Source organism: Eisenbergiella massiliensis (assembly GCF_003435485.1).
Window position 1 is genome coordinate 25168 of the sequence record NZ_QVLV01000039.1, and the last position, 14805, is coordinate 39972.

Annotated in this window: 9 protein-coding genes; 6 read left to right on the forward strand and 3 right to left on the reverse strand. The window is 49.5% G+C overall.

Annotated elements, in window-relative coordinates; genetic code table 11:
- Positions 1-32 precede the first annotated feature (32 nt).
- The 3 genes from DXC51_RS28225 (at position 33) to DXC51_RS28235 (ending at position 5856) form a co-directional block, all read left to right on the forward strand.
- Positions 33-4496 carry a beta-galactosidase gene (locus tag DXC51_RS28225; protein WP_117545950.1) on the forward strand — a complete coding sequence of 1488 codons (4464 nt, stop codon included), beginning with the start codon at positions 33-35 and terminating at the stop codon, positions 4494-4496.
- A 131-nt stretch (positions 4497-4627) separates the two neighbouring features.
- Positions 4628-5074, forward strand: a complete 447-nt coding sequence (gene mscL / locus DXC51_RS28230; RefSeq protein WP_021634281.1) for a large conductance mechanosensitive channel protein MscL — start codon at positions 4628-4630, stop codon at positions 5072-5074.
- 176 nt (positions 5075-5250) lie between these two features.
- Entirely contained in the window at positions 5251-5856 is a 606-nt protein-coding gene (locus tag DXC51_RS28235) for a cytidylate kinase-like family protein (protein WP_021634280.1), read from the forward strand.
- A 334-nt stretch (positions 5857-6190) separates the two neighbouring features.
- On the opposite strand, the gene DXC51_RS28240 is transcribed toward DXC51_RS28235, so the two are convergent.
- Genes DXC51_RS28240 through DXC51_RS28250 form a run of 3 tightly spaced genes read right to left on the reverse strand, consistent with a single transcriptional unit; the run spans position 6191 to position 10682 of the window.
- Positions 6191-8623 (reverse strand): DUF4129 domain-containing transglutaminase family protein, encoded by a 2433-nt coding sequence (locus DXC51_RS28240; protein ID WP_117545952.1) that lies wholly within the window; start codon positions 8621-8623, stop codon positions 6191-6193.
- A complete protein-coding gene (locus DXC51_RS28245; protein WP_117545954.1) occupies positions 8620-9747 on the reverse strand; it encodes a DUF58 domain-containing protein in 1128 nt (375 codons plus the stop codon). The genes DXC51_RS28240 and DXC51_RS28245 overlap by 4 nt, the downstream gene beginning before the upstream one ends.
- Entirely contained in the window at positions 9744-10682 is a 939-nt protein-coding gene (locus tag DXC51_RS28250) for an AAA family ATPase (protein ID WP_102287660.1), read from the reverse strand. Before DXC51_RS28250 ends, DXC51_RS28245 begins: the two co-directional genes overlap by 4 nt.
- 672 nt (positions 10683-11354) lie before the next feature.
- On the opposite strand from DXC51_RS28250, the gene DXC51_RS29760 reads away from it, so the two are divergent.
- From DXC51_RS29760 to DXC51_RS28265, 3 genes are all read left to right on the forward strand, one after another.
- A complete protein-coding gene (locus DXC51_RS29760) occupies positions 11355-11513 on the forward strand; it encodes a hypothetical protein (protein WP_157065634.1) in 159 nt (52 codons plus the stop codon).
- A gap of 27 nt (positions 11514-11540) precedes the next feature.
- On the forward strand, positions 11541-13166 hold the full coding sequence (locus DXC51_RS28255) for a glycoside hydrolase family 43 protein (protein WP_117545956.1): 1626 nt from the start codon (positions 11541-11543) through the stop codon (positions 13164-13166).
- A 682-nt stretch (positions 13167-13848) separates the two neighbouring features.
- Positions 13849-14742, forward strand: coding sequence for an Rpn family recombination-promoting nuclease/putative transposase (locus DXC51_RS28265; protein ID WP_181970224.1), 894 nt, complete (start codon positions 13849-13851; stop codon positions 14740-14742).
- The last annotated feature ends 63 nt before the right edge of the window (positions 14743-14805 follow it).

A 14805-nucleotide genomic window follows, 5' to 3' on the forward strand; every position in this document is an offset into this window, starting at 1 on the left:
CTATAAACAGAATAAAAGATGGGAGCAGAAAAATGAACGATTCCAAGAATATTATTTCATATAGTAAAGAGGCGCTGCTCAGAAATGGAGTGCCTTGGTTTCCTGTCATGGGAGAATTTCATTATTCCCGATATCCGGCGGGTATGTGGGAGGAAGAACTTTGTAAAATGAAGGCGGGAGGTATAGATATCGTTTCCTCGTACATCTTCTGGATTCATCATGAGGAGGAAGAAGGAAAATATGATTTTTCGGGAAACAGGGATTTGAGAGGTTTCCTTCACGCTGCCAAGTCAGCGGGACTTCTGGCTTTTTTGAGGATAGGGCCATGGTGTCATGGAGAGGTTCGAAACGGAGGGCTTCCGGATTGGGTAATGCATAAAGAATATGAAGTAAGAAGCAATGATACGGCCTATTTGCAGGATGTGAAGGCTTATTTTTCCAAGCTGGGAGAAACGATACGGGGACTGACATGGGAAGACGGAGGCCCGGTGCTGGGAATTCAGATAGAAAATGAATATGGCTGCTGCGGGGGGCTGACGGGAGAGGAGGGAGAAAAGCATATGCGTTGTTTAACGGATATGGCGGTGAATGCCGGTCTGAAGGCCCCTCTTATGACTGCGACTGCCTGGGGAGGCGCCTGTACCGGCGGACTTCTTCCTGTGATGGGCGGATATTGTGACGCCCCATGGGCTCGGGAAATAGAAAAACTGCCGCCGAATGTAAATTATGTATTTACACCGGAGAGAAACGATGCCAATATCGGAAGTGATTTTGGAAAGAAGGAGACCGCTGGAAAAAAGGAGGAGTTCCCTTACCTGATGGCTGAACTGGGCGGCGGACTTCAGCCCACAAAACACAGAAGGCCGGTTGCATCTGCTGCGGATATCGGAGCAATGTCTCTGGTGAAGCTGGGGTGCGGAGCTAATCTACTGGGGTACTACATGTATCACGGAGGTTCGAATCCGGAGGGAAGAAATACGACCTTGCAGGAAACGAAGAAAACGGGATCATGGAACGAACTGCCGGCATATAATTATGATTTTCAAGCACCTGTCGGCGAATATGGGCAGGTACGTGAAAGCTGCCGGGAGATAAAGCTTCTGAGCATGTTCCTCCATGATTTTGGTTCCGGATTGTGTACTATGAAGCCGGAATTCCCCAGCCCTGTTATGGATGATGCGGGGAATCTGGAGACACTTAGGACTTGTGTGCGTCATAACGGAGAAAGAGGGTATCTTTTTGTAAATAATTATCAGCGTCTGTATCCTATGAAAGAGCATAGGAATGCAGTGCTGCATGCTAAAATCGGTACGAATGAGCTTTATTATCCCGCCAGAGATATCAGGAACGGAGACTACTTTTTTTACCCTTTTAATATGCCAATTGGTGAGAGTGCAGAAATTGTGACAGCTCTGGCTACTCCGCTTTGCATATTGCACAGGAGGAATGAAAAAATTTATGTTTTTTATTCTGATACAGAGCCAATGTACCGGATAAAAGGAGATCTGGGAAGAAATAAAATTGTGACTCTGTCCAGGCGGGAGGCGTTGGATGCGTGGAAGGTAGAAATTAACGGAGAAGAATATCTTTTGATTACCGGTGGGGAAATAAGAGAGCAGAAGGGACAAATTATTCTTCGCGGAATCGTCGATGAAGAAAATAGAAAAACAGAATTTGCTTCCTGTCCGGCGCTGCCGGAAAGCCCGGCGGGATTTAAAAAAATAAGAGAAGAAAAGCTGGCTTATTATGAAAGAAAAGAAAAAAAAGAAAGGACAAAGGTTTTCTGGAAGCAGGGTAGGCTTGAGAAAGGGTTTCGTGAATATGAGCTTTCCGTGGAGTATCCGCAAGAGAGCATGCAGGAGTGTTATCTTAGGGTGGATTATGAGGGAGATAGCGCTGAGTTGAGGATTGGGGATAACGTATATGCAGATCATTTTTACACGGGGCAGGTATGGGAAATTGGGATGAAACGGTATCATTTTCCGGTTTCTGCCAAGCTTAGAATCCATCCGCTTAAGGAAAGCGCACCGGTGTATCTGGAAAGACAGCCGGTTATGGAAAACGGCAGGGCACAGCGGTTGAAAAATATAGCGGTCAAAGAGGCCTGCGAATATGTGCTTTGGGAAAGAAAGGAGGAAAGCCATTTCCTGGCACCGTTCCAGGGGCAGGAAATGACAGACATTGCCCTGCATTTTAAGTGGACTAAGAAGGCGGGGAGCGAAGCGGTAGAATATGTGCTGGAGCTGGCGGATAATCAGGAATTTGTCAATGCCCAGGAGATGGAAGCAACTATTCTTTCCGATTCCGAGGTGGGATATTATTTCCCAAAAACAGAGGAACTGCCGTATTATGAAGGTATTTGGCATGCCAGAGTAAGGGAAAAAAACGGAGGCAGTTGGTCACGGCCGGTAAGTTTTTATATAAATAAAAAGCACGGGAAAAAACCGGTGAAACGGGAAATCAACAGGGAAAATCCGTGGTTTACTATTTTTGATTACAGTGAACATGACCCCGCTGAGGTATGGATGCTGCTTCCGGAAGAACTCAAACCATATACAGGAATGGGCCTGATCGCGTCTTATAAAGCCAGGGCGGATAGAGTGATTGATTATATGCTGGATGAGGATGCAAAGGGATATTTATGGCATCTTGGGGCGCTGGGACCGCATGAGACACAATTCGGGAAGTATACAATCACGAGCCTGTCCGAAATTGAATATGTGATACAGCATAGCCGCAATCTGGTGAGCATAGGTTTTGTAGAGCAATACTTGGGCACGAAGGAAGAGGGGTATTGGAGAAACGAGTATTTCTTCCGTCTGCTTGCTTTATGTGCAAAATACGGAATTGTATTTATTTATTCGGATGGAAATCGAAATAATCTGGAGCTTGCGGCCATGATAAAAAGACCGTTTTTTATGAATAAAATGAGGGAGTATGCAGATTATTTTATTTTTTCCTACAAACAGAATCACGCACATGCAGCATATTCCTGTTTTGGAGCTCTGTTGGGGGCATGGATAGACGGAGCTTGCAGTCAGATTGGGGTACAGCCGGAGAACTGGTATTGGAATGATGCCGGATTCAGGGATAAACCGGGTGAATGTTATGGATATCTGCAGGGAAATGAGCAGCAGATAACAGCTTGTATGACGGTGGAAATGCTTCTGACCGGGTTGTCGCTGGGGGCGGTGAATTATTCCTGTGAAGGGGAAAGCTGGCTGATAGAGCGTGGGCCTCAGGATAAACTTATATGGTCAGCCCAGGGACTTGCCGTGATTTCTTTTTTCAGGGCAGTTATTCTGTACAAGCTGATTCCTGATAAAACGGAGATTCAGAAGAAGATACGTGCAGCGGTGGACTATGAAGGTTTTATGCCGGAAGCTTTAGGGGACGCATGGACGGGAGGAATTCTGCGGGAAGCATTTATGCCGGGATATCGAATCCAGAATCAATTCGAACTGTTCCCCAAGGAATCAAGGTTTTACTATTTGCCTCTTGTTACGGATCGACAGCAGGCCTTTGCAGGAATGGCAAAGCTCTATGCGGGCTCTGTCAGCAGCATGGAAGCATATGAAGCGCTTTGCCGGCATTATCCGTCAGAAGCAGAGGGAAATGCATATTATGCGGTGTTTCAGGAACTTATGGTAATTATGCATTCCCAGGAAAATGAAGAGGAGGCGCAGTGGTTTTCCATACCGGGGAAGGATGGTTTCCTTCTGCAGATACGCGGCGCTTTATCGCTTTGGCAGTATATAATTGTTAGAAGCCATAAGACGGGATGCTATATTCATGTAAATAGCGAAAGAGGAAAAAATATCAGGTTCAGCCTCAGATTGGCCAGCAGGCCGGTCTGGTCGTCAAATTCAGAGAATATAAGCTTGGTATGGAAGGATGGCTGGCTGGAGGCAGTGGTGAAAGGGGATGGTCTTCCTGTGGAATTTACGGTCGCGGACAGACAGGAAGAAATGGCGGCTCTTGTGCCACAGTATCATAACAAAGAAGAAAAGAAATTACAGCTGCTGTCAGAATTGCCGTGGACCTATGCGGAGACTTCCCAAAACTGTCCGGTACAGAAGAATGCATGCGCAAATACTGCATATGGCAGGCTTCCGCTGGCGGTAGGCCATCTGCGTTACCGCTATGGACTGAGCATGGGAAATCATACCAGAATTGTATGGAAGCTTAATGGAAAATATCGGCGCCTGTCGTTTGGGTATGGATTTGATATAGATGCCTGGATGCCGAAGATATTGGACAGGGACAATATCCTCTGGGACAGGGCAGAGAAAACAATATGCATGAGATTGCAGCTGATAGGGGACGGAAGGAAGCTTTTTTCTTCTCCCAGACTGACAGGTACCGGAGGTACCTATATAGGGGAAGCGGATTTAACAGACGTAAACAGGCTGGAAATCATTGTGGACGGGGAGGTATTTTCGGAAGATCCGGGCGCTGGGGTATATCTGGATTTTTTGAATCCGGTGCTTGCTTAAAAGAGGATTTCTGCGCAGACAGATAAAGAATGAGAAGAAAGAAATAGCCGCATTAAAGTGGCAGAAAAGGCCGAATTATGATAGAATATTTTTAACAAAAGAAATTACATAGGAGAAAGGAAAACTTGGCAATGAAAAACTTTTTAAAGGAATTCGAGAAATTTATCATGCGCGGCAATGTCATTGACATGGCGGTAGGCGTTATTGTCGGCGCGGCGTTCCAGGGCATTGTGAACAGCCTGGTAAATGATGTGATTTCGCCGTTGCTGGGACTGATTGCCAACACGGATCTGAGTTATCTGGTGCTTACGGTGCGGGGCGTGGACATTAAGTACGGTTCCTTCCTGACGGCGGTTATTAATTTCCTGATCATGGCCTTTGTCATTTTCCTGCTGGTGAAGTTCATCAATAAAATTGCTGAGCTGGGAAACCGGAAGGACAAGGAGAAAACGCCTGAGGAACCGGCAAAGCCGGCTACGAAAATCTGTCCTTACTGCAAGAGTGAAATCCCTGCGGACGCGGTAAAATGCTGTCACTGCACCTCTGATTTGGCGGAAAAAATATCGGAGACTGTCTGAAAAAATGTTGCAACAGCTGAGAACGGTAATGGTTATATGGACTGTTACCGGTTAACCGGGCTGCTGCGATCTGTTCCCATAAGCAGCAAGACGGGCGGACTGTGCGTGAACTGCGGTCCGACTGCACATCAGCCATCCGGCAGGAAAGGCCGGACAGGAAAAGGAGGGACTTGTTTATGCAGAAAAAAGTAACGGTTACCATCGGTCGTGAATATGGAAGCGGCGGACGTGAGGTCGGGGAAAAACTGGCCGAAAGGCTTGGCTTCACCTTCCTGGACAAGAACATCCTGAATGAGATTTCAGGAAAAAGCGGCATCAGTGTGGAAGAACTGATGGAAAATGATGAGAAGCCTTCCAGCCCGTTCCGGGAATCCTTTATCCCTTATGATTTTGATGCGGATACCCTGAGCGAGCGCCTGTTTGACATGCAGGCTGATTTAATCCTGAACAAGACAAGAGAGGAATCCTGTGTTGTGGTGGGACGGTGTGCGGATGTGATTCTGGCCTATCAGGACAATGTGGTGAATGTGTTCATCTATGCGGATATGGAAGATAAAATTGATCGGATCATGAAGCTGTATTCCCTGGAGGACAGACAGAAGGCCGCTAAGCTGATTAAGAAAACGGAGAAAATCCGCAGGAATTATTATCAGTACTATACTGATGAAGTCTGGGGAGATAAGAGAAACAAGGCTCTGATGATCAATACCTCTGCCGCCGGTGTGGATGGCGCGGTGGATTTGATTGAGGCGTATCTGAAAATGAAGGGGTATGTGGAATAGCCGCTGCTTTTCAGAGAGTGCAGGAAAACAGAGACAGTCTGATGTTGGGTTGTTCTGATTGCAGACAATGGCTAATATGCTCTGTTACATAATATTTTTAGAATTAAAAGTACTTTGGTAAAGCAATATGTCTGTTAAGGCACAGGGAAGAAAGACTGCCGCACTAGCCGGGATTAAAATTGGCTGATGCGGCAGTTATTTATTTGGCAGTAAGAATCATTTATGGATATATCTTATTTTTATGGTCCGATTCCCGGAAAATATCTAAAAGTTCTTTCCGGAAAGTAATTCATCCCCAAAGGCAACTCATCCCCGGAATCATCCCGTCCTTCCGCTATCTCATATGGTAAAGCAGTCTGCGCAGCCGCCCGCAGCCATGCAGATACTGCTTTTCCAGGGAATCAGTGTACTGCTCAAGCTGCAGGATTTTTGCTTCCCCGGCTTCTTCCCCACCGAAGCGGATGCTCTGGTACAGCGTACAGATATCCGCAAAGGAACCGGTGGCGGTATCCAGCCTTCCGGCGGCGCGTTTCCCATAAGCGGCCAGGGTTTCCCCGGCTTCTAGGCGCAGATCCTGCATTTCGCCCAGCAGCAGGACCTTGCGCATCCGGTTTTCCAGTTTCCCGGCGGCATCCAGACGGCGGTAGGAACGTCGCCTGAGTGCGCTGCGGCAGAAGAGGAACAGCGCAAGAAGCAGGAAAAGAGCTGCGATGAGCAGGACTGCCTCCAGAAAATGAATCAGCAGTCTGCCGCTTTGCTCTGCCAGATAACGGGCCGGTAGGCTGTCCTGCGTCCAGTCATCAGTGACAGCGGTTTCCTCCTCCTGGCTTTCCGGCACCGGCAGTGCCGGTGCGGGAGTGCCGCCCTGCGCGGGTAAGTTCCAGGCGGTGTTTGCAGCCTCGTAATAGCGGGGCGTAGGTTCAAAAGGAACCCAGCCGATGTTGGGGATATAGCCCTCAGCCCAGGCATGGGCGTTATCTGAGGTAATCATTACCTGGTTTCCCTCTGTGCGCCGCGTACCCGTGGTCACGAAGCCCTCCGCATAGCGGGTGGGAATACCGCAGCAGCGTCCCAGGACCGCCATGGCTGTGGCAAAATAAGTACAGTAGCCTGTCTGGCTGTCAAACAGGAAATAATCCGTAAAATCCTGTCCTTCCGGGCACTGGGGAGGAGAGGTGGTATAGGCAAGCCGGTTCAGCCAGCCTTCAATGGCCTTCATACGGTCATAATCTGTGGATAACCCTTCCGTAATTTCCTCCGCCAGTGCATAAACTCTTTCCGGGACCGTATCCGGAAGCTCTGTATAATTCTTATAGATATAGCACTCTCTTTTTTGCTGCTCCTCATCCAGGGCCGGAGGCTGCGCCCAGGCCTCCTGGCGGAGAAGCTTCTGTACCTTTTCACTGCCCCAGTTGATATCCATGCAGAGGAAGGAATAGGTGAAGCCCACGCTTTGCGCCTTTGGCAGGAGGATACTGTCATTACGGGCATCCGGCTCCTGGTTGATAAAAAAGAAGCTGGCTGTAAAAGGCGGATAAAAAACGGTCTGCGTCTTCAGGCCTTCAAACCGCAGGTCAAAACGGCAGGAGCGCATCATTTCCAGCTGCTCCTGGGAGGTATAGATGCTTGCATCGAGAGCATCCGTCAGTTCCTGATAGTTCAGCAGATATTCCTCGCCGGAATAGGTTTTATCCAAAGCCCTCTGTTCCCAGCCGTGTCCATTGTAAAAGTCATGGACTGTGCCGGTAAGGTACAGGGGGGATTTGGTCCGGCTCCCCGTGAGTGACAGCTGGCCTGCGGAGGAGGAAAACAGCCCGCCGTTTAAGTGCCCGCTGCCAGTGTAGCCGGTAAAGGAAAGTGCATAGGAATCCTGTCCCCCGGAAAAAAGAGAGCCGATATGTATGATCAGGGCATTTGCCTTATCCTCTGCGGCGGCGGTCAGCTTACGCAGGGTGTCCCAGTGCATGGGCGCTTCCTTTGCCGGCAGCAGTCCGATAATAAGTACGGCGGCCAGAAATACAGGAGTCAGATAAAGCAGGTTCCCGGCGGGCGGCGCCAGAAAGACAGAAAGACTTTTCCGCAGGGAGGGAGACTGATTTTCCATCCCCTGGTTCTGAAAGCAGGCAGCAGTTTCCGAAAGAAAAAGTAGCAGGCAGAATAAAACAGGCAGCACATTCCATTTGGAGAGCGGAATTTCCTGCGCGGCACACAGAAGCAGGATTACAGTCTGGATTAGCAGAAGAAGTCCCTTCAGCCACAGGCGGCTTTCCGACAAATATGACAGAAGCCCGCAGAGCAGTACGGCAGTTCCCAAAATCAGAAGGAAAAAGTAGAGCTGCAGAGCGGTTCTGGCGGAAAGTGCCGGGAGGAGCCGTGCGGAGGAGGCGGATTGGGGCAGGGAAGATAAGTTCCGGGCACAGGCCTGAACCAGGGAAGCTTCTTCCTGTGAAAGTGCAGCGAAGGCATTCCTTTCCCGGAGAAAGAGGAACGCGCCGGCAAGCAGTGCCAATAAAAACAGCCCGCCCCACAGGGGAAGCCGCAGATTTTTTTCCGAGGACCATTTTAAGAGGAACAGGCACAGGGCAGAGACAAGGAGAAGGACGGCCGGGGAGAGGAGTTCCGAGGCCTTTTCTGCCGGAAGCGGGAAAAAGGCAGGCATGCCGAACAGATCCCAAAGGCTTTTCAGGATCATCAGGCTTCCCGCACACAGGCAGGAGGAGGCCATTAAAGCATACAGTTTCCGAAGTTGCAGAGAATCAGGTTTCATAAGGCAAGTTCTCCCACATTGATGAGCAGCGCTTCCGTCCCGGCCTGTTGTTTTTCACTTACGCTGCGGACAAGATCGTCTGTTACCGAGGCGGTTATCAGGATACAGGAGCCGCAGCCGGAGGAGGCCGGAACGCTTTCCCAGACCTGGTTTAGCGGATAGGGTGAGGAAAAGGAAAGTTCGGAGCATTTGTCGTAAAAGGGTTCGAAGCCAGTGCCGGCGTCCACCAGCATTTCCCGCAGCGTATCCTCCATAAAAAATATCCGCACAGGGATATTTTTCAGATAATAATCATGGACGAAGGAAAGGGCGGTTTCTATAATGTTGTCTTCCTTCTGCAGCCTTTTTTCTTCTTCATCCTCTATGGGGGACAAATCCATAAAAATAATGGTCTCAAACAGCTCCTCCGGCATCTGTTTACGCACCAGCAGCTCACCGGCCCGGGCGGAATTTTTCCAGTGGATATATTTTATGGGATCTCCGGGAAGATAGGAACGCAGCTCAAAATCAGGAAGCTCCTGCAGCCGGGATACCGGAAAAAGCGTGTTTTTGGGATCCTGCTCCTGGAGGACCACCCGAAGCTGTTCCATGGGGATGATACGCGGCCTGGCGGTCAGGCGGATCTGGGACATCAGCGGATAGGGAATGGTGAACAGGCCCAGAAAATCCGTGACCTCCACGCTTTTTACGCCCACCGGATAGGTACCTCTGTATTTACAGTACATTTGTGTGTCCACCCTGATTTCCTCATGGGGCGCAAGGGAGATTACGCCGGGATCAGAGGGCTTCATGCTGACCATGCTGTCGAAAAAGTGAAGCCGTATGTGGGTAAAGGGCAGGATATCCTCGTTGGCCAGCAGCAGTCGGTAGGGGACCTCCTGGGCCTTTACCACAACGCGGGATACCTCCTGGACAATTTTGAACCGGTAAAAAACATAAAGAGAATACAAAAATGCCAGGATGGGAAGCGCAAGTGCAAAATAGAAAAGCAGGTAGGAAATATTCCCGCCCCGCAGGCTCACCAGGGCCGTCGCGCCTGCAAGAAAAAGAAGGTAAAGCAGCCTGCCGGGCCGCCGGATTCTTTTATTTTTTCTTTTCTTTCTTTGTTTCGTTTCCTTTTTCATAGGACAGGCACTTTGGCTGCGCGCATGGCTTCCTGCAGCACATCCTTTTCTTTTTTTCCTTCCAGGCGGGCCTGGGCTGAAAGAATCAGGCGATGGAGCAGCACCGGCTGTGCCAGGGCGGCAACGTCCTCAGGCGTGGTGAAGCTGCGGCCTTCCAGATATGCGCGGCTTCTGGCGGCGCGCACCAGTGCTATGGCGGCCCGGGGGCTGGCGCCGAGGGTGAGATATCTGCTTTTCCGTGTATTGCGGGCGATTTCCACGGCATAATCCATAATGTCATCATGAACCGTGATGCCCTGGATTTCCTTTTTCATTTCAATAATATCTTCTCTTGCCGTTACGGGGGCAAGCTGCTTTACGGCCTCTCCGTTTAAGGCCCTGCGCACGATATCCGCCTCTTCCCGTTCCTTTTCCGGGTATCCCATGGAAACCTTCATCATAAAGCGGTCCAGCTGTGCTTCGGGAAGCCGGTAGGTTCCCAGCTGTTCCACGGGATTTTGCGTGGCGATGACCATAAAGAGCGCAGGCAGGGGCATTGTCCTGCCGTCCACCGTGATCTGGCGTTCCTCCATGGCCTCAAGAAGGCTGGCCTGGGTCTTGGGGGAGGTACGGTTGATTTCATCGGCCAGCAGGATATCGTTCATGACCACGCCCGGAACAAAACGGAATTCCCCGGTCTGCATCTGGTAGATGGACATGCCGGTCACATCCCCCGGCAACGTATCCGGCGTGAACTGGATGCGGGCAAAGCTGCACTGGATGGACTGGGCCAGCGCCTTGCCAAGCGTTGTCTTGCCGACGCCCGGAACGTCCTCAAGAAGAAGATGGCCGTCGGAAAGCAGGGTGATGAGGGCATATTCAATGACCTCCCGTTTCCCTACGATAACGGTCTCCATGTTGGAAATGATTTTCTGTAAGGCTTCTGACTGGGGCATGAGGGAACCTCCTTAATTTCCGCGGGGATTTGGCTTTCGCGGGCATTGGGACGGGTGCGGGCGCTAAGCCTGATAACGGTGCGTTATGGTTGTGGATCTTATTAATTATACCATAGCAGGGTGATGTTCGGATGTAAATGGATAAAGAGGGGAAAAGTTGGATAGAATTGGGGCAGTTTTCACAGTCAGGGGAAGGAAAGAAATTTGCTTCTTAAATCGTTTCGGAATATTTTTTCCATTCTGTCAAAAGCAGGCGGCTGGAATATTAATACAGACAGAATTCAAACCGGAGTACGCCGGCCATTGGTCCAATAGCAGCATGCTGCAGCGCCGGAGAGAGGCAAAACGGTATCGGAGGGATTGCCGGGACTGTAGCAGGCGCGGAGATAGGTGTCCGGATTGTTTTTAATCCAGGGAGGGACAGACCTGCTCCTCCATGTAAACAGGAGATGAGCAGTTGGAATTATGCAGCTCGCCTCCCAGAATTAAAAGGAACGATCGTGTATGTGAAATGTGGGGATGCCGTAGGAATTGGGCGCTATATTAGGTATCATCAGTAGTAATTTTCCTCCTTTCTTTTTCTGTTTTACAGGGATATTGTACACGCTTTTTTTATTTTCCTATAAAAATCACAGAAAATAAATAATTCAGAAATATAGAAACAGAGGGTTTATGAAAAAAATACTGCATGATTATTTGTATTATACAAACAACAGCTGGCTTATAGCCGCCGCCTCCTGTATGAAGGAAGAGACAATGGAGTTAAAAGATGGTACAATAACCTTGACTCTGCCGCCCATGGGAGCGGCACTGATTACCATGTATCTGTAATACACGGACCAAGGGAGGAAACATATCATGAGCTATGAAATTAAGAATCCGCTGCTGCCGGGCTTTTATCCGGATCCATCCATTGTGAGGGTGGGGGATGATTTTTATATGGTAACTTCATCCTTCTCTTTTTTCCCGGGAGTGCCGATTTTCCACAGCCGGGATCTGGCGCACTGGGAGCAGATAGGGCACGTTTTGGACCGGCCGTCACAGCTGCCTCTGGGAGCGGACTGGATTTCAGGAGGTATTTTTGCACCTACACTGCGTTTCCATGACGGGGTATTTTATATGATCACAACCAATGTGGATCATGGCGGGAACTTTATTGTTACGGCAGAGGATCCGGCGGGGCCGTGGTCGGAGCCGCACTGGATTGAGGGGGCGGTAGGCATCGATCCTTCTCTGTTCTGGGATGATGACGGAAAAGCTTATTATACGGGAACCGGAACCGGGGATATGCGGCACAACCATATCTGGATCAGTGAAATCGATTTGCAGGAATTCCGGCTTGTGGGGGAAAAGAAGGACATCTGGGGCGGCTCCCAGGTGCTGGCCTGGTGCCCGGAAGCGCCCCACCTGTATAAAAAGGACGGCTGGTATTATCTTTTGATCGCGGAGGGCGGCACGGAGCATTTCCATGCAGTAACCATTGCGAGGAGCAAAGAGGTGATGGGAGAATACACAGGCTATGACGGCAATCCCATCATGACCCACAGACATCTGGGGATGCAGGCGGAAATCGCCAACACCGGACATGCGGATATTGTACAGCTGCAGGACGGCAGCTGGTATATGGTGATGCTGGCCTCCAGGCCCTACGGCGGTTATCACAAAAACATGGGACGGGAAACCTTTATTGCCCCCATGATATGGGAAAACGGCTGGCCTGTGGTATGTCCCGGCACCGGAAAGCTGGATTGGACCTATCCTGCGCCGGATCTGCCGGAGTCGCCCACGGAAACAGCCTGGGGTATGGATGATTTTGATGGGGATAAGCTGGGATTTCCGTGGAATTATCTGGGGACCCCACAGGAAGGCATGTTCCGGCTGGAGGATGGCGCTTTGAAAATCAGGGCGGCTGCCAGGCCGATGGAACCGACGGACGAAGAAACCATGGAAAAAATCCATGCAGGGGAGCTGCCCAACGTAAACTGTGCCGGATTCGTGGGACGCAGGCAGCAGCATATGAGCTATACCGCCCGGACCCGGATGCATTTTGCGCCGGAGGAAAAGCAGACGGCGGGACTGATTCTGCTGCAGAACAATTATCATTGTCTGAGGGCGGAGCTGACAAGGGAAAATGGGAAGCGTCTGCTCCGGGTGGTAAAGGGATACCTGACCCAGGATGGGGAAATCACCTTCCATGATGTGAAAAGGCCTTACCAGAAGGAAATCTGCGGTGAAATGGAATGGAATTCGGACACGGTGCTGTTGGAGCTGAAAGCGGAGGGACAGAAGAATACCTTTTGTGCGACGGACGCCGAAGGCGAAGTTTCTGTGCTGGCTTCCGATCTGGACGGAGGCTTCCTGGGCTCTGAAACCGCAGGCGGATTTGTAGGCGCATATGTGGGGATGTTCGCTAGCGGAAACGGCAGGGAAGGGGAGAACTTTGCTTCCTTTGATTTCTTTTCCTATGAACCTGAGGAAGAGTGAAGTCCCATATTAAATGGAAAAATCCAGGACAATAAATAAAGCCTGTACCCGGCGGCGCGCTGTTCACGCAGCAGCAGGAAGGTAACAGATCGAAAAAAAAGGGTGACTGCCATGGCACTGATGCCGGGCAGCCTCCCTATTTCATTTGCGGATACTTTTTTATAATAATCCTGCCGCGGATTGAACGCCTGCCGCTATTCCGTCAGCCGTAATCTTTCCGTAACGCTGTCTTTTGAAATCTAACGGTTATCCTGCGTGGGATAAGAAAACAGATCGCCATGGCCAGCAGAAGCACGGAGAAAACTGTTCCGATTATCATAATGGATCCAAGGGATGTTTTGTTTGTTTCAATGCAGGTGCTTTGTGCAAGTATGTAAATGTCCGGATTTTCTGCCTGCATTTCAGTAAGGAGCTTGGGGGCGGCGTCCTGCGCCCCGTCATTTACATTTAATATTTTGGGGCTTGTTCAACCTGCTTGTAAATGATGAAGATTTCTGCTATAGTAAACCCATCGGGAAAAGTCACTTTCCCTAATTATTCTTATATCATATTTTTTAACGGCATTTCGCCAAAAGTTTCATTAACCAGCTGAAAAAAGATTGAGAGATACGGAAAGAATGCGTATAATAATATCAGAAGATCACTCTTTCCATCCTTTCCGTATTGGAAAGGAGTGCAGAGAGTGAAGATAATATCACCCAAATACGATTATTGCGCAAAGGAGCTTTTCCGGAATGAGGTAGTGCGCAACCATTTTTTAAGCGATATACTGGAAATACCAGTGGAGGAAATACGCTCCTCCCGGCTGCTGAATACGTTTTTGTGGAAGCGGTACCGCAGCCAGAAGCAGGGGATTCTGGATGTGCTGATTGAGCTTAACAATAACATCAAAATTAATATTGAAATCCAGGTACAGGCCAGCGCCGACTGGGACAAACGGCAGCTGTTTTATCTTGCAAAGATCTTTACGGCAGAGGCGAATAAGGGAGAAGATTATTCCCGGCTCAGGCGCTGCGTGGCCATCAGTATCCTGGATTTCAACCTGAGTGACGGCCCGGAATACCACACCGTATATCTTTTCAGGGACAAAAACGGAATCCCATACTCCGATATGATGGAGATACATACGCTGGAATTAAGGAAGAACCTGGTGGGACAGAATCGGATGAATGACTGGATTCGTCTGTTTAATGCGGAAAGCGAGGAGGATTTGGATATGATAAAGACAGAAAATGCAGGGATTCTTGAAGCAATTCGTGAGGTGAAGGTTATGAGTCTGAGCAAGCGGCTGCGCGCCCATTATGAAGCGCATATGAAGGATGTACGGGACCGGAAGGCGAGGGAGAAGTATGTGCGTATGGAAGGCGAAAAAGAGGGATTTGAAAAAGGGCTGCAGAAAGGGATAAATGAGGGGATAGAAAAAGGAATGGAGAAAGGGATAGAGATTTTTATCTCAGATAATCTGGAAGAAGGGAAAAACAGACAGCAGATTATCGAAAAGCTGGTAAGCAGATTCGGACTGTCAGAAAAGGATGCCATAATGCTTGTGGATAAATATACAGACAGGCAGCAGTAACCAGCTATTTGGGTGTGTCAAATAAACTGTGTATCACGTGCAGATTATTCGACACACCTCTTT